The organism is Streptomyces fradiae (assembly GCF_041270065.1).
Lineage (GTDB): Bacteria > Actinomycetota > Actinomycetes > Streptomycetales > Streptomycetaceae > Streptomyces.
The window spans coordinates 3447241-3465749 of the sequence record NZ_CP065958.1 but is presented as its reverse complement, the minus strand read 5'-3'; the positions used below and the strand labels follow the sequence as shown (position 1 = coordinate 3465749).

The 18509-nt window shown below is 74.3% G+C and carries 16 protein-coding genes; 8 read left to right on the top strand and 8 right to left on the bottom strand.

Annotated features, from left to right (window positions below):
- Positions 1-99: 99 nt before the first annotated feature.
- The 4 genes from JAO84_RS15595 to JAO84_RS15580 form a co-directional block, all read right to left on the bottom strand.
- Entirely contained in the window at positions 100-777 is a 678-nt protein-coding gene (locus JAO84_RS15595) for a hypothetical protein (protein WP_370413434.1), read from the bottom strand.
- Positions 765-1379: a SigE family RNA polymerase sigma factor gene (locus JAO84_RS15590; protein ID WP_370413433.1), complete on the bottom strand. Its 615-nt coding sequence runs from the start codon at positions 1377-1379 to the stop codon at positions 765-767. The genes JAO84_RS15595 and JAO84_RS15590 overlap by 13 nt, the downstream gene beginning before the upstream one ends.
- Before the next feature lie 295 nt (positions 1380-1674).
- A complete protein-coding gene (locus JAO84_RS15585; RefSeq protein WP_370413432.1) occupies positions 1675-2697 on the bottom strand; it encodes an A/G-specific adenine glycosylase in 1023 nt (340 codons plus the stop codon).
- A 33-nt stretch (positions 2698-2730) separates the two neighbouring features.
- Positions 2731-3393: a phosphatase PAP2 family protein gene (locus JAO84_RS15580; protein ID WP_370413431.1), complete on the bottom strand. Its 663-nt coding sequence runs from the start codon at positions 3391-3393 to the stop codon at positions 2731-2733.
- 209 nt (positions 3394-3602) lie between these two features.
- Between JAO84_RS15580 and JAO84_RS15575 the strand changes: the two genes are divergently transcribed.
- On the top strand, positions 3603-4436 hold the full coding sequence (locus JAO84_RS15575; protein ID WP_370413430.1) for a hypothetical protein: 834 nt from the start codon (positions 3603-3605) through the stop codon (positions 4434-4436).
- Between the two features lie 104 nt (positions 4437-4540).
- On the opposite strand, the gene disA is transcribed toward JAO84_RS15575, so the two are convergent.
- Both disA and radA read right to left on the bottom strand, forming a co-directional pair.
- Positions 4541-5599 (bottom strand): DNA integrity scanning diadenylate cyclase DisA, encoded by a 1059-nt coding sequence (gene disA / locus JAO84_RS15570; RefSeq protein ID WP_265865399.1) that lies wholly within the window; start codon positions 5597-5599, stop codon positions 4541-4543.
- Positions 5600-5850: 251 nt separating this feature from the next.
- Positions 5851-7254 carry a DNA repair protein RadA gene (gene radA / locus JAO84_RS15565; protein WP_265865362.1) on the bottom strand — a complete coding sequence of 468 codons (1404 nt, stop codon included), beginning with the start codon at positions 7252-7254 and terminating at the stop codon, positions 5851-5853.
- Positions 7255-7538: 284 nt separating this feature from the next.
- Here radA and JAO84_RS15560 point away from each other — a divergent pair, with 284 nt between their 5' ends.
- The gene (locus JAO84_RS15560) at positions 7539-9263 is read left to right on the top strand and encodes a hypothetical protein (protein WP_370413429.1); all 1725 of its coding nucleotides are present in this window, start codon (positions 7539-7541) and stop codon (positions 9261-9263) included.
- 3 nt (positions 9264-9266) lie between these two features.
- Here JAO84_RS15560 and JAO84_RS15555 read toward each other — a convergent pair whose 3' ends face one another.
- On the bottom strand, positions 9267-10049 hold the full coding sequence (locus tag JAO84_RS15555; RefSeq protein WP_370416771.1) for a hypothetical protein: 783 nt from the start codon (positions 10047-10049) through the stop codon (positions 9267-9269).
- A 152-nt stretch (positions 10050-10201) separates the two neighbouring features.
- Between JAO84_RS15555 and JAO84_RS15550 the strand changes: the two genes are divergently transcribed.
- The 4 genes from JAO84_RS15550 (at position 10202) to ilvD (ending at position 14830) form a co-directional block, all read left to right on the top strand.
- On the top strand, positions 10202-11128 hold the full coding sequence (locus tag JAO84_RS15550) for a Ppx/GppA family phosphatase (RefSeq protein ID WP_370413428.1): 927 nt from the start codon (positions 10202-10204) through the stop codon (positions 11126-11128).
- Positions 11129-11262: 134 nt separating this feature from the next.
- Positions 11263-12087 (top strand): sugar phosphate isomerase/epimerase family protein, encoded by an 825-nt coding sequence (locus tag JAO84_RS15545; protein ID WP_370413427.1) that lies wholly within the window; start codon positions 11263-11265, stop codon positions 12085-12087.
- Positions 12084-12713 carry a TetR family transcriptional regulator gene (locus JAO84_RS15540; protein ID WP_370413426.1) on the top strand — a complete coding sequence of 210 codons (630 nt, stop codon included), beginning with the start codon at positions 12084-12086 and terminating at the stop codon, positions 12711-12713. Before JAO84_RS15545 ends, JAO84_RS15540 begins: the two co-directional genes overlap by 4 nt.
- A gap of 263 nt (positions 12714-12976) precedes the next feature.
- Positions 12977-14830, top strand: a complete 1854-nt coding sequence (ilvD, locus tag JAO84_RS15535) for a dihydroxy-acid dehydratase (protein WP_370413425.1) — start codon at positions 12977-12979, stop codon at positions 14828-14830.
- A 437-nt stretch (positions 14831-15267) separates the two neighbouring features.
- Here ilvD and JAO84_RS15530 read toward each other — a convergent pair whose 3' ends face one another.
- Entirely contained in the window at positions 15268-17433 is a 2166-nt protein-coding gene (locus JAO84_RS15530) for a protein kinase (protein WP_370413424.1), read from the bottom strand.
- A gap of 172 nt (positions 17434-17605) precedes the next feature.
- On the opposite strand from JAO84_RS15530, the gene JAO84_RS15525 reads away from it, so the two are divergent.
- Together JAO84_RS15525 and JAO84_RS15520 are read left to right on the top strand one after the other, a co-directional pair.
- Positions 17606-17860: an SH3 domain-containing protein gene (locus tag JAO84_RS15525; protein WP_370413423.1), complete on the top strand. Its 255-nt coding sequence runs from the start codon at positions 17606-17608 to the stop codon at positions 17858-17860.
- A 45-nt stretch (positions 17861-17905) separates the two neighbouring features.
- Positions 17906-18418 carry a hypothetical protein gene (locus tag JAO84_RS15520; RefSeq protein ID WP_370413422.1) on the top strand — a complete coding sequence of 171 codons (513 nt, stop codon included), beginning with the start codon at positions 17906-17908 and terminating at the stop codon, positions 18416-18418.
- Positions 18419-18509: the final 91 nt, after the last annotated feature.

Genomic DNA, 18509 nt, shown 5'->3' with positions numbered 1-18509 from the left:
GTGGTGGTGCCTTCCGCTTACGCGCTTGCCGGTCGTGGGGGAGTGGGGGGTGCGGGGTGGGTGTGGGGGCTGCGTCTTTCGGATCAGGGGGATCAGGGGCTAGCTCGACGGGACCGGCGTCGGCTCGATGCCGCCGTCCCCGACCGCCTTGCTGTAGTCGTTGTGCACCCAGTCGTGCTGGGTGAACTTGTTCCCCGCCCAGCGGTACGTGATCACGTCCTCGCCCGAGGGGAAGGCGACCGGGTCGCCCTTCGCGTACACCTGCTTGGTGACGATCAGGTCCCCGCGGTCGATCGTCCCGTACACCGCCGCGTCCTCGGCCATGAACACGTTGCGGTACGCGTTGTTCTCCTCGCGGTACACGTACGTGCCGATGCCGACGGCGTCACCGCAGGTCATCACGTTGACGACGACATCGGGGGAGGAGGAGTTGGTGAGGTTCCCGTACGAGGTGTCCACCGGGTAGGCGTCGGCCGTGCACGGCTTGAGGTCGGCCTTCAGGCGCTCGCCGATCTTCGGATCGTTCTTGATCAGCGCGATCGGGTCCACCCGCTTGGCCTTCAGGCCCGCGTCCTCGCCGGACGGGGCGGACGGGCTCGGGGTGGCCGGGGCCGTCGAGGCGACCTCGTCGGACCGGGCGGCGCCCTCGTCGCGCGAACCGGTGCCCCCGGTGGAGCAGCCGGCCACGAGCAGCCCGAAGGCGGCGAGCCCGGCCGCCGCCGTGCCACCCGCCGCCCACCGTCCGCCGGCCGTTTCACCTGGTCTCAGGCCGCGCACCGCTCCTGCTTCCGCTCGTCGCCTCGTACGGTCGTGATCTTGTTCGTGTTCGCGCCCCGCTCCAGGACGCCGGCGCCCAGGGCCCGGGCGTCGCCCTCGGCGGCCCGGCTCTCCAGCTCCTGGCGCAGTCGGGCCAGGGCGCGGTGGAGCGTGCTCTTCACCGTACCGGTCGACATGCCGAGCGCGGCGGCGGTCTCCTCGGTGCTCATCTGCTCCCAGTGGCGCAGCACGACCACGCTGCGCTGCTTGGGCGCGAGCACCTTCAGGATGTCCATGAGCAGGGCCCGGTCGGCGTGCTGCTCGGTGGCGTCCTCGACGCGTGCGTCGGGCAGCTGCTCGGTGGGCACCTCTTCGAGCTTGCGGGCCCGCCACCACTCGGTCCGGGTGTTGATCATGACCCGGCGGAGGTACGCGTCGGCCAGCGACTTGTCGGCGATGCCGTCCCAGCGGCCGTACGTACGGACCAGGGCGGTCTGCAGCAGGTCCTGGGCGTCCACCGGGTCGGGCACGAGCCGGCGGGCGCTGCGCAGCAGCGCGTCCTGCCGCGTACGTACGTACTCCTCGAAGTCGAGCACCTCGCCGAGCGTCTCGCCGTGCGCCATCCCGAACCGCCTCCGATCCCCGTGACCAGCCCTGCCGCTGTTCTGATCCCTGTCCTGATCCCTTACGCCGACGACGCTACGGAGCAGTTGTCACGGGGCTGTGCGGGGCAGCCGTCGGCGGACGCACGGCTGTCCATCGGTTGTGTAACAGCGGATGCAAAGGTTCCGGATCCTTCGGATCGAAGGCGCGGTCCGGACCGGGGACCCGGATGCACGGACTGGAGGCCCGGATGCACGGACCGGGGGTCCGGATGTACGGATCAGGCCCGGCCGCCGGTCCCGGTGCCGGCCCCCGTCAGCCCAGCGGAAGCCGGTAGCGGCCGCCCTCCAGCGGCTCGACCAGACCGTCCGCGACCAGGCCGTCGAGCGCCCGGGCCCGCTGCACCGGCTCGTCCCACACCGCGTCGAGCGCGGCCTGCGGCACCGGGTCCACGGCCTCCCGCAGGACGGCGAGCAGCTTGCCCCGCACCTGCCGGTCCGTGCCCGCGTACGTCTGACCGCGGCGCGGCGGACCGTCGTGAGCCGGCTTGCCCGCGAGCCGCCAGGCGCACACCTCCGCCACCGGACAGCGCCCGCACTCCTCGTTCTTCGCCGTGCACACCAGGGCGCCCAGCTCCATGGAGGCCGCCGCCCACCGGGCGGCCGTCGCCTCGTCCGCGGGCAGCAGCGCCCGGGCGAGCCGGCGCTCGGCGGCCGTGGTCGCGTTCGGCGGGTACTGCACCCCGCTCGCCGCCCGCGCGAACACCCGTCGCACGTTCGTGTCGAGCACCGCGTGCCGCTGCCCGTACGCGAAGGAGGCCACCGCCGCGGCCGTGTACTCGCCGATCCCCGGCAGCGCGAGCAGCTGCGCGTGATCGCTCGGTACGTCCCCGCCGTGCCGCTCCTTTATGGCCACCGCCGCCGCGTGCAGCCGCAGCGCCCGGCGTGGATAGCCGAGCCGGCCCCAGGCGCGGACCGCCTCGCCCGGCGCCTCGGCGGCCAGGTCGGCCGGGCGCGGCCAGCGCGCCAGCCACTGCTCGTACACCGGAAGCACCCGCACCACCGGCGTCTGCTGGAGCATGAACTCGCTGACCATCACGCCCCACGCCCCGGCCTCGGGGCGGCGCCACGGCAGATCGCGGGCGTGCCGGTCGAACCAAGCGAGGACGGGCCCGTGCAGCGCGGCGGGCGACCCCTCGTACCCGGCGGCGGACGGGGCGTCGTGGGAAGCACCGCGGGGAGCGTCGTGTGGAGCGGAGGGCGCGGCGGCGGGTGCGGCGGCGCGGGGAGCGGCGCTGGAGGCGGAGGCGCGGGATGCGGAGGCGTCGATGGAAGTCATGGCACCTCCGATCCTGGCATGTCCGCCGGGGGATCAGCGCGCGCCGTGGCGCGCACCCACGGGGCGCGCGGAGGCGTGCGAGCGCACCCCGCGCCCCACGCACCACACCACCGCGCCGCTCCGGCTCGACCTGGCCGTCTCCACCAGGGCGAGGACCGGACGCCGGCCCGCCTTCACGGCCACGAACGCGACCGCGCCGCCGGCCAGCAGGCCGACCGTGACGTCGTGCGGGTAGTGCACGCCGACGAACACCCGGGAGAACGCCATGAGGAGCGCCATCGGCGCGGTCAGCCACACCATCCCGCGCCAGGACAGCGCGAGCGCGACGGCCGCGGCCCCGGCGATCGCCGAGTGGTTGCTCGGGAAGGACCAGTCGCCGTGCTGCGGGCACGCGACGAGCGAGACCGGCGCCCCGGCCACCGCCCGGCACGGACGCTCCTCGTCCACCAGGGACTTGAGACCCTCGCTCACCACATAGCCGAAGGCGGTCGCGAGCGGGGCGAGCAGCGCCAGGGCCATGGCGTCGGAGGAGCCGCGGCGCGAGCGCCACCAACCGGCCACGAACAGCACCCCGAAGAGCAGCAGCCCGAGTTCGGTCCACACCTCCGCGATCTTCTGGAACCAGTGCGGGGTGGTGTGGGCGAACTCGCTGATGTCGAGATACAGGCCGTCGGAGAGCTGGGGGAGGTTGTCCATGGTCAACGACGGTATCCGGCCCGGGGAGTCCCTCGCCCCGGCCCTTCGGCGACGCCTCTCCCCGACGAAAGTAGGGGGTGCGGGTGTGAGTCGAGGCGGGCCCGGATCCGAGCCCGGATGTGAGCCCGGATGTGATCATCGGCAAAACTTGGTGCCTGGAGCGGCATGGGGGGCGGGAGTTGGCCCTGATCTCTCGTAAGGTTCGTGGCGTGGGATCACTGCGCAATCCGGTCGGGCCGCTTCCCTCCTCCATCTACTGGCGTCGGAGGGCCGTGGCGCTGTGCCTGGTTGCCCTGCTCGCGCTGATCGCCGTATGGGCCCTCACCTCCGGTGGCGGCGGCGGGGGCAAGAAGCCGAACGACGCCGCCAACGGCTCCTCGCCCGCCCCCTCCATCACCCCCGGACCCTCCGGCACCGGCCCGGCGATCAGCCAACAGCCCGGTGGCCGCGACGAGTCGGGTGACTCCGGCGACTCGGACGGCGCGGGCGGCGACAGCTCCGGCGCCGGTGACGGCGGTACGGACGCGGGCGCGGGCGGCGCGGACGCCGGGGCCTCGGCCGGCAAGAACGGCGACACGGACGGCGCGGGCGGCGACGGCGGCGCGGGCACCGGCGCCGGACAGCAGGTTCCGGCCAATTCTCCGCTGCCGAACTGCCCGGCCGGCGCCCTGCAGTTGACCTTCCGCAGCGCCGAACTGGCCTACGGACCGGGCGAGAAGCCGCGCTTCCTGCTGACCGTCAAGAACACCTCGGCCGCCGACTGCAAGGCCGATCTCGGCCCGAAGAGCGCGGTGTTGACGGTCCGCGACACCAAGGGCGTGCTGTGGTCCTCCAAGGACTGCCCGGCCGCCGCGCCCCCGCTGTTCCTCAAGATCCCCGCCAAGGGCACCATCACCCACACCGTGGAGTGGGACCGCCACCGCAGCGCCCCGCAGTGCGCGAGCGCTCCGGCGGGCGAGGCGGCCCCGGGCAACTACTTGGTGGAGGCGGCGGTGCCGGGCCTGAAGGTGTCGCCGGTGGCGTTCCGCCTGGACAAGGACTGAGCGCCGGCACACGTACGGACGCGAAGAGGCCCCGGGACGAGCCGTCCCGGGGCCTCTTCGCGTACTCGCGTACGGGGATGCGGTGGCGCTGTGCGCTCTGTGCGCTAGACGTACCGCTCCAGGATCGAGGACTCCGCGAGCCGCGACAGGCCCTCGCGGACGCTGCGCGCCCGGGCCTCGCCGACGCCGTCCACGGTCTGCAGGTCGTCCACGCTCGCCGCGAGCAGCTTCTGAAGGCCGCCGAAGTGCTCCACGAGCCGCTCGATGATCGCGCCGGGCAGCCGCGGCACCTTGGCGAGCAGCCGGTAGCCGCGCGGCGAGACCGCCGAGTCCAGGGTCTCCATGGAGCCGCTGTAGCCGAGGGCGCGGGCCACTATCGGAAGTTCGAGCAGCTCGGCGTGGGTCAGCGCGTCCAGCTCGGTCAGCGCCTCCGGGACCGTGCGGGAGCGCTTGGCGGTGGGCTCCGGCACGTAGTCGCGGATGACCAGCTCGCGCTCCGGCTCCACGCCCGCGATCAGCTCGTCCAGCTGGAGAGAGAGCAGCCGGCCGTCGGTGCCGAGCTCCACCACGTACTCGGCGATCTCGGTGGCGATCCGGCGCACCATCTCCAGGCGCTGCGCGACCGCGGTCACGTCCCGGACGGTCACCAGGTCCTCGATCTCCAGGGCGGAGAGCGTGCCGGCCACCTCGTCCAGGCGCAGCTTGTAGCGCTCCAGGGTCGCGAGCGCCTGGTTCGCGCGGGACAGGATCGCGCCCGACTCCTCGAGGACCCGGCGCTCGCCGTTCACGTACAGGGCGATCAGCCGCATCGACTGGGAGACCGAGACGACGGGGAAGCCGCACTGCTTGGAGACCCGGTCGGCGGTGCGGTGCCGGGTGCCGGTCTCCTCGGTGGGGATCGACGCGTCCGGCACCAGCTGCACGCCGGCCCGCAGGATCTTCGAGATGTCCTTGTCGAGGACGATCGCCCCGTCGAGCTTGCACAGCTCGCGCAGCCGGGTCGCCGCGAAGTCGACGTCGATGACGAAACCGCCGGTGCACATCGACTCGACGGTCTTGTCCATGCCCAGCACGATCAGACCGCCGGTGTTGCCGCGGAGAATGCGTTCGAGCCCGTCGCGGAGGGCGGTGCCGGGGGCGACGGCGCTGAGCGACGCACGCATCAGTGCCTCGTTGTCCTTGGCTGCCACTAGACTCCTCCGGCTCGTACGGATGGGCGAGACCAGGGCAAAGTCTAGCGACACCGCCCCGCGGCCCAGGGCCCCGCGCCGCGAGCCCTTCGCGCCCGCACACCGCGAACCCCCGCCGGACGGCCCTCACGGACCCTCCCGGACCGTGCCCGGGGCCGGCGCCCGGCACCGTCGGCCGGCCGCACGGACCGGAGTCCGGCCCCCCCGTCCGCCGTCGCCGGCGGCTAGGCGCGCTCCTCCGCCTCGGCGCGCGGGCGCCGGCCGCGCGGCAGCACCCGCAGCGCGTCGCCCATGTCCGCGACCTCGGTCACCTTCATGCCCGGCGGCACCTTCCCCGGGTCGGCCGGCACGAGCGCGTGGGTGAAACCGAGCCGGTGCGCCTCCGCGAGCCGCCGCTGCACACCGGTCACCCGGCGCACCTCGCCCGCGAGGCCGACCTCGCCGATCGCGACCAGGTTCTTCGGCAGCGGGGTGTCGCTCGCGGCGGACGCCAGCGCCAGCGCGATGGCCAGGTCGGCGGCCGGCTCGGACAGCTTCACGCCGCCCACCGTCGCGCTGTAGATGTCCCGCTTGCCGAGCGCGCTGATCCGGCCGCGCTGCTCCAGGACGGCCAGCATCATCGACACCCGGGAGGTCTCCAGACCCGAGGTGGTCCGGCGCGGTGAGGGGATCTGCGAGTCCACCGTCAGCGCCTGCACCTCGGCCACCAGCGGCCGGCGGCCCTCCAGGGTCACGGTGAGGCAGGTGCCGGGCACGGCCACGTCGCGCCGGGTCAGGAACAGCCCGGACGGGTCGGCGAGCCCGGTGATGCCCTCGTCGTGCAGCTCGAAGCAGCCGACCTCGTCCGTCGCCCCGTACCGGTTCTTCACGCCCCGGACCAGGCGCAGGCGCGCGTGCCGGTCGCCCTCGAAGTGCAGCACCACGTCGACCAGGTGCTCCAGGAGCCGCGGACCGGCGATCGCGCCGTCCTTCGTCACATGGCCGACGAGGAGGGTCGACATGCCCCGCTCCTTGGAGGCCCGGATCAGCGCGCCCGCCACCTCGCGGACCTGCGCCATGCCGCCCGGCGCGCCGTCGATCTCCGGCGAGGCCACGGTCTGCACCGAGTCCAGGATCAGCAGCGAGGGCTTCACCTCGTCCAGGTGCGCGAGAACGGCGGACAGGTCAGTCTCGGCCGCCAGATAGAGATGGTCGCTGAGCGCGTGGATCCGGTCGGCGCGCAGCCGGACCTGGCTCGCGGACTCCTCGCCCGTCACGTAGAGGGTGCGGTGCTCGTCGCTCGCGGCCTTCGCCGCGACGTCGAGCAGCAGCGTCGACTTGCCGACGCCCGGCTCGCCCGCGATCAGCACCACCGCGCCGGGCACGAGCCCGCCGCCGAGCACCCGGTCCAGCTCGTCGACGCCCGTGCCGCGGGCGGTCGCCTGCCGCCCGTCGACCTGCGCGATGGGCAGCGCGGCGCTCGACACCCGCCCGGCGGCGGTGGTCCGCACGGCGGGCGCGCCGTACTCCTCGACGGTGCCCCAGGCCTGGCACTCGGGGCAGCGGCCGAGCCACTTCGCGGTCTGCCAGCCGCACTCGGTGCAGCGGTAGGACGGCCTGTCCTTGGCGGTTTTGGTACGAGCAGCCATGACCGACACCGTATCGGCCCCCACTGACAACGCCTTTTTTGAGGCCTCGGCTCGCCTCCGGGCGCTTTCAGCCGGGCTCACGACCCCGACCGTGCTCGCCTCCTCGTTCCTCGGAGACTCCGCGCGCTCGGCGCCGTTCCCCCGGCGCGCCCTTTGGCTCGCTCGGCGGTTTCCCGGGCGGGCCCGCCCGGTTCGGCACCGGTCTAGGGGTGCCGTTAACCCGTACGGGTTAAAAGCGTGCAAGGGGTGAGAAGTGGCGCCGCCCTCCTGCCTACGGTCGCCCAGTGACGAGCAGCCGCCTGGAACGACCCGACCGAAGCACCGGAGGCCCCCGCACCCTCGGCCGGCGGCCTCCCGCGCGCTACGAGGAGTATCTGGACGGCCTGTTCACGTACTGCCTCTCCGTGCTCTGCGACCACGACACCGCCACCGCCGTCCTCGGTGACGTCCTGGCCGTCGCCGAGCGGCACCACGGCCGCTGCCCGTCCGACGCGAGCGGCCGCCGGGCCTGGCTGTACGCGCTCGCCCGCTGGGCCTGTCTGCGCAGCCTCGGCGAGCAGCGCCGCCGCCGGCAGGGCGCGCACACCGGCCGCCCGGCGGTCGCCGCGCCCGCCCCGCCCCGGGTCTCCCCGGAGGTCGCCGAGCGCCGCCGTACCGAGCTCGCCGCACTGGCCTGGCCGGAGGCGGCCGGGACGACGCCGGAGCAGCGCGAGGCCCTGGAGCTCGCGGTGCGCCACGGGCTCGGTTCCCGTGAGGTCGCGGCCGTGCTGTCGCTCGACCCGGTCGCCGCCCGTGAGCTGCTGTCCTCGGCCGGCTGCGAGGTCGAGCGCACCCGGGCCGCCCTCGCGGTCGTCGAGACCGGCGACTGCCCGACCGTGGCCCGGTTGACCGGCGACCACCAGGTGCTGCTCTCGGCGACCCTGCGGGCCGAGCTGGTGCGGCACGTCGACGACTGCCCGCGCTGCCGCCGGGCCGCCGAGCGGGCGGGTGCCGCCGGGCCCTGGCCGGGCGCGACCGCGTTGCCGGCCGGCCGGCTCCCGGTCGTCGAGGCGCCGCGCGCCGCCGCGTACGTGGCGATGCTGCACGTCCCGCGGGCCCGCGCGGGTGCGCCCCGGTTCGGGCCGACCGGCTTCCCGCTGGACCCGAAGGACCACGCGGCCCGCCGCGACCGGATGCGGGCCCGCGCGGTCACCACCACCGTGGTCGCCGCGGTCGTCGCCGCCCCGGTGCTGGCGCTGTGGACCTCGTACCGCGGCACCCCGGCCGGCGGCGAGGGCCAGGACGGGCCCGGGATCAGCGCCCGCGAGGCGGACGAGCGGGGCGACACGCAGGGCGGCACCGGCAAGCGCCCGTACGACCGCTACGAGAACGCGGGCAACGCCCGCACCACCCCCGGCCCGCGCTTCACCCGCGGCAGCCGTTCCCCGGACGTGTCCGTCGAGGTCATCAGCCCCGGCGCGCCCGGCAGCCCGGCCGTGCCCGGACAGCCCGCGCCCGCCCTGCTCACCGTCGAGGCCCGCGGCAGCGGCGGAACGACCCTGCTGACCGTCACCAACGGGGGCGGCTCGCCGGGCGCCTGGTCGCTGTGGTCGGACGCGCCCTGGCTGTACGTGAGCCAGGCCTCCGGCGTCCTGCGCCCGGGCGAGTCGATCACCGTGCGGATCTTCGTCGACCGCTCCCGCGAGCCGGCCGGCGCCTGGAGCGCGCGGGTGGGGGTGAACCCCTCGGGCGCGGTGGTGCGGATCCGCGGGTACGGGGCGGTCCCGCCGCCCACGACGACGCGGCCGACGACTCCGCCGGCGACCGGGACGGACGAGCCGACGACCCCGCCGCCGACCAGCGAGCCGCCCACGGGGGAACCCACCACCGACCCGACGACCGAGCCGCCCACCGGCGAGCCCACGACCGACCCGACCACCGAGCCGCCGACCACGGAGCCCACCCCGGAGCCGACGGACTCGGCGACGAGCGGCTCACCGAGCACCGACCCGACGCCGTCCTCCAGCTGAGAGCTATGCGGGGTCGGCCGGGTGCGGGGCCACCAGCGGCAGCTGGGAGGCGAGCCGCGCCTCGCACAGGCCGACGAGGACGTCGTACGCCGCCTGCCCCATCATCTCGACGAGCTCGGGGCGGTAGGAGACGTACACCGGCTCCTTGCCGACGTGCGCCGAGCTGGCCGTGGTGCAGTACCAGTGCAGGTCGTGACCGCCCGGGCCCCAGCCGCGCCGGTCGTACTCGCCGATCGACACCTGGAGCACCTTGGTGTCGTCGGGCCGCTCGATCCAGTCGTAGGTCCGCCGCACCGGCAGCTGCCAGCACACGTCCGGCTTGGTCTCCAGCGGCTCGCGGCCCTCCTGCATCGCCAGGATGTGCAGCGAGCAGCCGGCGCCGCCCGCGAACCCGGGCCGGTTCTGGAAGATGCACGAGCCCTGCCAGCGGCGGGTCTGCCGCTCGCCGTCCTCGTCGACCTGCACCCAGCCGGTCTCCGTGCCCACGTCGTGGAACTGCCACAGCTCCGGCGTCAGCCGCGCCACGTGCTGGGCGACCCGCTTCTCGTCGTCCTCGTCGGAGAAGTGCGCGCCGAGCGTGCAGCAGCCGTCGTCCGCCCGGCCCTCCCGGATGCCCTGGCAGCCGTTGCCGAAGATGCAGGTCCAGCGGGAGGTGAGCCAGGTCAGGTCGCAGCGGTAGACCTGCTCCTCGTCCTCGGGGTCGGCGAACTCCACCCAGGCGCGGGGGAAGTCCAGACCCTTCTCGTCGGGCTCGGCGTCCTTCACACGCTTCTTCCCGACCTTCACGGCCTTGGCCGCGTGCGAGACCCTCGCGGCCTTCGCGGCCTTCGCGGCACTCTCGTCAGCACTCGTGTCGGCGCTGCCTTTGCCCGGCTTCGCCTTTTTCGTCTTTGGCACGACACCAAGCGTATGCGGCGCGCGCAGTAGCGTTTCCGTCCATGAGACTCGGAGTCCTCGACGTCGGTTCGAACACAGTGCATCTGCTGGTGGTGGACGCCCACCCCGGCGCGCGCCCGCTGCCCGCCCACTCCCACAAGGCGGAGCTCCGCCTCGCCGAGCTGCTCGACGAGCGCGGCGCCATCGCCGAGGCGGGCGTGGAGCGGCTCGTCGCCACCGTCCGAGACGCGCTGACCGCCGCCGAGGACAAGGGCTGCGAGGAGGTCCTGCCCTTCGCGACCTCCGCCGTCCGCGAGGCCAGCAACGCCGACGAGGTGCTGGCCCGGGTGTACGAGGAGACGGGCATCGCGCTCCAGGTCCTCACCGGCCCCGAGGAGGCCCGGCTCACCTTCCTGGCGGCCCGCCGCTGGTACGGCTGGTCGTCGGGGAAGCTGTTCCTCCTCGACATCGGCGGCGGCTCCCTGGAGGTCGCCTTCGGCATCGACGAGGAGCCCGACGCGGCGGTGTCGCTGCCGCTCGGCGCGGGCCGGCTCACCAAGGGCTGGCTGCCCGGCGACCCGCCGGACACGGCGGACGTGAAAGCGCTGCGCCGGCACGTACGGGCGCAGATCGCCCGTACGGTCGGCGAGTTCAGCCGCTTCGGCCGGCCCGACCACGTGGTGGCCACCTCCAAGACCTTCAAGCAGCTCGCCCGCATCGCCGGCGCCCCCGGCTCCGGCGAGGGCCTCTACGTCCAGCGCACCCTCTCCAAGTCCTCCCTGGAGGAATGGGTCCCGCGCCTCGCCGCCATGACCACCCCCGAACGCGCCCTCCTCCCCGGCGTCTCCGAAGGCCGCGCCGCCCAACTCCTCGCCGGCGCCCTGGTCGCCGAGGGCGCGATGGACCTCTTCGGCGTCGACCGCCTCGAGATCTGCCCCTGGGCCCTCCGCGAGGGCGTGATCCTGCGACGCCTCGACCACCTGCCGTAGGCGTACGGGCACGGGTACGGGTGGGGGGTGCGGGTCCCGGCACCGGGTCCCGCCGCCCGGCCCGCCCCCGGCGCCTTGCGGGGCGTGACCGGAACCACGCCCCGGGCCACAGCCCCGCCCCGTACCCTGTCTCCGTGGCAGAACCAGTGGTGCGCGTCCCGGATGCGAAGGTCGCCCTGTCGACGGCCTCGGTGTATCCGGAGTCGACGGCGACGGCCTTCGAGGTCGCCGCGCGCCTCGGGTACGACGGCGTCGAGATCATGGTGTGGACCGATCCGGTCAGCCAGGACATCGAGGCGCTGCGCCGGCTCTCCGACTACCACCAGGTGCCGATCCTCGCCGTGCACGCGCCCTGCCTCCTGATCACCCAGCGGGTCTGGTCCACCGACCCGTGGGTCAAGCTGCAGCGCGCGCAGGCCGCGGCCGAGAAGCTCGGCGCGTCGACCGTCGTCGTGCACCCGCCGTTCCGCTGGCAGCGCCAGTACGCGCGGGACTTCGTCACCGGCATCTGGCGGATGGCCGACGAGACGGACGTCCGTTTCGCCGTCGAGAACATGTACCCGTGGCGGTACAAGGACCGCGAGATGCTCGCGTACGCCCCCGAGTGGGACGTCACCAAGGACGACTACCGGCACTTCACGATCGACCTCTCGCACACCGCGACCGCCCGCACCGACACCCTCGCCATGATCGACCGCATGGGCGACCGCCTCGGCCACGTCCACCTCGCCGACGGGCGCGGCTCGGCCAAGGACGAGCACCTTGTGCCCGGCCGCGGCAACCAGCCGTGCGCGGAGCTGCTCGAACGCCTCGCCCACCGCGGCTACGACGGCCACGTCGTGATCGAGGTCAACACCCGCCGCGCGATGTCCTCCGCCGAACGCGAGGCCGACCTCGCCGAGGCCCTGGCCTTCACCCGGCTCCACCTGGCCGCCGCCTCCCGGGGCACGCGCGCGTGAGCGACGACGGTTCGACGGGCGGTGCTCCCCGGCGGCGCGGCCGCCCCTCCCGTACGGCGGCGGACGAGGGCGGACCCGGCGCGCGGGAACGGATCCTGGAGGCGGCGCGCGAGCAGTTCGCCGAGCGCGGTTACGACAAGACCTCGGTGCGCGGCATCGCGAAGGCGGCCGGGGTCGACCCGGCGCTCGTGCACCACTACTTCGGCACGAAGGACGAGGTCTTCGCCGCGGCGATCGAGGTGTCGTTCGAACCGACCGCCGTCGTCCCGGCCATCATCAGCGGCCCGCGCGATGCCATCGGCGAGCGCCTGGCCCGCTTCTTCATCGGCATCTGGGAGAACCCGGCGACCCGCGCCCCGCTGCTCGCGATCATCCGCTCGGCGCTGACCCACGAGGCCGCGGCCAAGGTGCTGCGCGGCTTCGTGCTGCGCCGGCTCCTGGAACGGATCGCCGCCGACCTCGACGTACCGGACCCGAAGTTCCGGGCGGAGCTGGCGGCCTCGCACATGATCGGGATCGCGATCCTGCGGTATGTGATCCAGGTGGAGCCGCTGGCCTCGGCGGAGCCGGAGACGATCGTGGCCCAGGTGGCGCCGACGCTGCAGCGCTACCTGACGCAGCCGTGAGGCGTGGCCGGGGTGGTGCTGACGCGCCGCGTCCGGCCGGCGACGTCCTTCCGGCCGGCGGCCCCGACCGTACGACGGCCCCGACCGTACGGCGAGCCCGACCGTACGGGCCACGGGCCACGGGTTCCGACCGCCCGGCCCACCGGTGCGCGTCGCGCCCGTACGCTGAACCGGCCGTCCGCCATGCGGACACCCTTGTCCAGATCTTGGAGTCGAAGCGTACGCTCGACTCCAGACACACCCATCACGAGGAGCGAGCGACGATGCCCGAGCTGAGGTCCCGCACAGTCACCCACGGCCGCAACATGGCGGGCGCCCGCGCCCTTATGCGCGCCTCCGGTGTACCGGGCGCGGACATCGGACGGAAGCCGATCATCGCGGTGGCCAACTCCTTCACGGAGTTCGTCCCCGGCCACACCCACCTGCAGCCGGTGGGCCGGATCGTCTCCGAGGCGATCACGGCCGCCGGCGGCATCGCCCGCGAGTTCAACACGATCGCCGTCGACGACGGCATCGCCATGGGCCACGGCGGCATGCTCTATTCGCTCCCCTCCCGCGACCTGATCGCGGACAGCGTGGAGTACATGGTCGAGGCGCACTGCGCCGACGCCCTGATCTGCATCTCCAACTGCGACAAGATCACCCCCGGCATGCTGATGGCGGCCCTGCGCCTCAACATCCCGACGGTCTTCGTCTCCGGCGGCCCCATGGAGTCCGGCCGGGCGACGCTCGTCGACGGCACGGTCCGCACGCTCGACCTGGTCGACGCGATCTCCGAGGCCGTCAACGACAAGGTGTCGGACGAGGACATCCTCCGCATCGAGGAGAGCGCCTGTCCGACCTGCGGGTCCTGTTCCGGCATGTTCACCGCCAACTCGATGAACTGCCTGACCGAGGCGATCGGCCTCTCCCTCCCCGGCAACGGTTCCACCCTCGCCACCCACACCGGGCGCCGGGCGCTGTACGAGAACGCCGCGCGGACGGTCGTCGACATCACGCGCCGCTACTACGACGAGGACGACGCTTCCGTCCTGCCGCGCAGCATCGCGACGAAGGCCGCCTTCGAGAACGCCATGGCCCTCGACATCGCCATGGGCGGCTCCACCAACACGATCCTGCACCTGCTGGCCGCCGCCCAGGAGGCGGAGCTCGACTACGGCCTGTCGGACATGGACGAGATCTCGCGCCGCGTGCCCTGCCTGGCCAAGGTCGCCCCGAACGTCGCCCCGCGCGGCACGTACTACATGGAGGACGTGCACCGGGCCGGCGGCATCCCCGCCATCCTCGGCGAGCTGCACCGCGCGGGTCTGCTCAACGAGGACGTGCACGCCGTCCACAGCCCGTCCCTCGCGGACTGGCTGAAGAACTGGGACGTGCGCGGCGGGTCTCCGTCGGAGGAGGCCGTCGAGCTGTGGCACGCGGCTCCCGGCTGCGTCCGCTCCGCCGAGGCGTTCTCGCAGTCCGAGCGCTGGGACACGCTCGACGTGGACGCGGCGGCCGGCTGCATCCGCTCCGCCGAGCACGCCTACTCCAAGGACGGCGGCCTGGCCGTCCTGCGCGGCAACATCGCCGTCGACGGCTGCGTGGTGAAGACCGCCGGCGTCGACGAGTCGATCTGGACCTTCGAGGGGCCGGCCGTCGTCTGCGAGTCGCAGGAGGAGGCCGTCGAGAAGATCCTCAACAAGCAGGTCAAGGACGGCGACGTGGTCGTCATCCGCTACGAGGGCCCCAAGGGCGGCCCCGGCATGCAGGAGATGCTCTACCCGACCTCCTTCCTCAAGGGCCGCGGCCTCGGCAAGACCTGCGCCCTCGTCACCGACGGCCGCTTCTCCGGCGGCACCTCGGGCCTCTCCATCGGCCACGCCTCCCCGGAGGCGGCCTCGGGCGGCACGATCGCCCTCGTCGAGGACGGCGACCGCATCCGCATCGACATCCCCAACCGCTCGATCGACCTCCTCGTCGACGCCCCCACCCTCGCCGCCCGTCGCGAGGCCCTCGGCGGCGTCTACGCCCCGAAGAACCGCACCCGCAAGGTCACGGCGGCCCTGCGCGCGTACGCGGCGATGGCGACGAGCGCGGACAAGGGCGCGGTCCGCGACGTGACGAAGCTGGGCTGACGCCCCACGGGAACGGACAACCGGCGGTGGCCGGGGCCCTCGAATCGGGGACCCTGGCCACCGCCGTTTCGCGCGCGGGGCGCGTGCCGGTCCGGCCGACGCCCTGGGCCTGCGGCCCTGGCGTTCCCCGCGCGGGGCGCGTGCCGGTCCGGGCGGCGCCCTGGGCCTGCGGCCCTGGCGTTCCCCGCGCTCCCGGGGGTCACCGCCGTTCGCGCGGTGCCGCGCTCCGGGCCGGGCATGGGCGTGCGCCCCGGGCCCCCGGCCCCGAGGGCTTGCCGGGGCGGCGCCTCACCAGCTCCGCCAGGCGGGGCCCCGGCCCCGCAGGGCCTGGGGCACGGCGGCGGGCCCGTGCCGGAGCGCCCGGCCGCCCAGGCCAGGCGGGGCCTCCGGGCCGCAGGCCCGGTGAATCGCCCCCGGCCCGCGCCGCGGCGACCGCCCTACCACCCCGCCGGATCCCCCGCATCCACCGCGAAGACCGAGCCGTCCGGGGCCGTGCCGTAGACGCGGTCGGGGGCGAGGGAGGGGGCGGGGACGGCGGAGGTGGGGGAGGAGGGGCGGCCGTCGTGGAGGCGGGGGGTGGTTTGGCCGAGGATGGTGCCGCGGTGGGCGTCGACGGCGAGGAGGCGGCCGTCCGGGGCGGAGAGGTAGAGGCGGGCGCCGGCGGCGTCGAGGACGGGGGCGGAGAGGTGGGCGGTGGCCGTTTCCAGGTCCCAGAGAAGGCGGCCGCGCGGCCCGGAGATGTCGACGGCGCCGAGCCGCCCGCTCGGCGACAGGAGGAGGACGACGTCGCCGTGCGCGGCCAGGGACGGGCCGTCGACCAGGTCCGGCAGGACGGACCGGTGGACGGAGCCGTCGGCGAGGCCGTAGCGCACCAGGGCCTCGGCCATCCCGTCGCGGTTCAGGGCGGCCAGGACCAGCGCGCCGCCCCGCACCGAGTCGGCGGGGGAGAGCTGGCCGGTGAGCCGTTGTTGCCGGACGACCTCGCCGGTGCGCGGCCGGACGGTGCTCACGCGCGTGTGGCGCCCGTCGACGAGCACCTCGGTGACGGTGAGCAGGCCGGTGGCCGCGTCGTACGCGCCCGGCACCGGGTACTGGTGCCCGCGCAGCGCGTGGTGCCACAGTTCCCGGCCGCTCGCCGCGTCGACGCCGCGCAGCGCGGCCGTGCCGTCGGAGATCACGAGGACGTCGCCGGCGGCGTGCGCGCCCTCGGCCCGGCCGCCCTTCGCCGTCCGCTGCCAGCCGGGGACGCCGTCGGCGCCGTACGTCCGGAGCTCACCGGTCGCCGACACCGCGGCGAGCCGCCCGCCGGCCAGCGCGGCCGGGGCCGGCGGCGGGAACGCGTCGGCGGGCCCGGGCCGGGACCAGAGGACCCGCCCGGTGGCCGGGTCGAGCCGGGCGGCGGCGATCCCGCGCCCGGAGCAGTACAGCGCGCCGCCGTCGAGGGCGCAGGCGGGCGCGGCCGGTTCGCCGCTCTTCTGGAGGGCGGTCTGCCAGCCGCTGAAGGCCTTCGCGGCCTCGGCGGGCGGCCTGGGGGCGGGCGCCGGCCCGCCGGCGTACGACAGGGCGGCGACGGTGCCGCCGGCCGCGAGCACGAACGCGGCGCCGACGGCGAGCGGCCCGCGCCGCAGCCGCCTGCGCCGCCGGGGCGCGGGCCCGGGCGCGGGGGCCCGTACCGGCGTGTCCGCGTCCCAGGCGGCACCGGGCCCGGCCTGGGCCGGAACCGGCAGAGCGCGCAGAGCGGGCCGCCGCTGCGCCGGTATGAAGGCGGTCGCCTCGTACGACGGCGGCAGCAGCGCCGCCATGATCTCGGCAGGCGTGGGCCGTTCGCCCGGCTCCTTGGCCAGACACCGCGCGACCAGCGGCGCGAGCTCCTCCGGAACCCCCGTCAGATCCGGCTCGTCGTGCACGACCTGGTACGCGACGATGTACGGGCTGTCGGAGTCGAACGGCCCGTGCCCCGTCGCCGCGTGCACCAGCACCGAGCCGAGCGCGAACACGTCCGCCGACGGCCCGACCTCCCTCGGCCGCTGGAACTGCTCGGGCGCCATGAAGGGCGGCGAGCCGATCAACTTCCCGGTCTCCGTGTGCAGATCGCTGTCCACGGGGCGGGAGATGCCGAAGTCGATGACCTTCGGACCCGAGTCGGTGAGCAGCACATTGCTCGGCTTGAGATCGCGGTGCACCACACCCGCCCGGTGGATGTCGCGCAGCGCCTCCGCGAGCCCGGCGGTGAGCCGGCGCAGCTCGGCGGGGGACAGCGGGCCGCTCCGCTTCACCTGGTCGGCGAGGGTGGGCCCGGGCACGTAGAGGGTGGCCATCCAGGGGCGCACGGCATCGGGGTCGGCGTCCACGACGGGCGCGGTGAACGCCCCGCTGACCCGCCGCGCGGCCGCGACCTCCTGCCGGAACCGGGCCCTGAACTCGGGGTCCTCCGCGTACTGTTCGTGCACCACCTTGACCGCGAGCCGCAAACCCGAGGCGGAGGTGGCGAGATGGACGACGCCCATGCCACCGGCGCCGAGACAGGCCTGGAGCCGGTACTCGCCCGCGTAGTCGGGCCCTTCCGCTTCCCGGTCGGCACCGGTCCTGCGCAACGGCGGCATCGCCAACCCCCGTGTGGTTCCCCGTCGGTGTCCGCGCGCCCGCGCGACGCACGGAGCCTAGTCGATGACGGGGCCGATGTCGGTGGGGCTTGCTAGCCTGCGCGTCGCAGAGAGTGAAATTCGGCGGAGCGCTTCACGGGGAGCGTGTTCCGGCCGACGGGGGAGGAAAACCATGAGCATCCAGCGCTACCCGGTCGCGCCCGGGGTCCGGCTCAACGTCCGCTCGGGCCCGGGCACCCAGTACCCGATCGTCCGCACCCTGCCGCTCGGAGCCACGGTGCCGGTCTACTGCCAGACGTACGGCACGTGGGTCACCGGCCCGTACGGCACCACGAACATCTGGGACAAGATCGACGACGGGGCGGAGTACGTCTCCGACGCGTACGTGCACACGGGCAGCGACGGCATGGTCGCCCCGCGCTGCTGACGACGGTTTTCCGCCTTCTTTGGCCGTCCGGGGATAATCGATCCCGTGAGCGACGCACGCGAGGACAAGCAGGACAGGCAGAGCAGGCAGAGCAAGGCCGGCGCGACCCCCGCCGGGCCGCAGCCCGAAGAGCTCCGCTTCTTCGGCACGACCTGGCTGGACCACAGCGGCAACTACGGGCTGCGCCGGATCGGCGTCGCGGCCGGTTCGCTGGTGGCCGCGGTCGCCGGCTGCTTCGTGCTGCGCTTCGCCTACCAGGGCCTGGAGATCGCGAAGGTCGGCGGCTTCGTGAACCTGCTGGTGGTCGTGATGTTCGCGATCTGCAGCGCGATCGCCTTCCGCAAGACCTGGGAGGGCTTCGTCCGCCGCCCGGCCGACCCGGCCCGTGAGGACGCCCTGCGCAGCCTGAAGGCCATCGGCTTCATCGGCTCGCTGCTCGCCTACTTCTTCCGCAGCCTCAGCGAGGCGCCCGGCGAGAAGCTGCGGCGCGCGGAGTACGAGGAGGCCGTCACGCGCTTCGAGAAGCGCCGCGGCCGCAAGAAGCCCAAGCGCGGCTGACCCCCCACCCTCGCCAAACCCCCTCCGAGAACCCCGGACGTTCACCGTCCGGGGTTCTTGACGTTCCGCACCCCTCAGCCCATTATTCATC

Bases quoted from the DNA above. Each gene is read 5' to 3' on its own strand.
- JAO84_RS15590 (WP_370413433.1), bottom strand. From the start codon at position 1,379: ATGGCGCACGGCGAGACGCTCGGCGAGGTGCTCGACTTCGAGGAGTAC.
- JAO84_RS15585 (WP_370413432.1), bottom strand. From the start codon at position 2,697: ATGACTTCCATCGACGCCTCCGCATCCCGCGCCTCCGCCTCCAGCGCC.
- JAO84_RS15580 (WP_370413431.1), bottom strand. From the start codon at position 3,393: ATGGACAACCTCCCCCAGCTCTCCGACGGCCTGTATCTCGACATCAGC.
- disA (WP_265865399.1), bottom strand. From the start codon at position 5,599: ATGCGTGCGTCGCTCAGCGCCGTCGCCCCCGGCACCGCCCTCCGCGAC.
- radA (WP_265865362.1), bottom strand. From the start codon at position 7,254: ATGGCTGCTCGTACCAAAACCGCCAAGGACAGGCCGTCCTACCGCTGC.
- JAO84_RS15550 (WP_370413428.1), top strand. From the start codon at position 10,202: ATGAGACTCGGAGTCCTCGACGTCGGTTCGAACACAGTGCATCTGCTG.
- ilvD (WP_370413425.1), top strand. From the start codon at position 12,977: ATGCCCGAGCTGAGGTCCCGCACAGTCACCCACGGCCGCAACATGGCG.
- JAO84_RS15530 (WP_370413424.1), bottom strand. From the start codon at position 17,433: ATGCCGCCGTTGCGCAGGACCGGTGCCGACCGGGAAGCGGAAGGGCCC.
- JAO84_RS15525 (WP_370413423.1), top strand. From the start codon at position 17,606: ATGAGCATCCAGCGCTACCCGGTCGCGCCCGGGGTCCGGCTCAACGTC.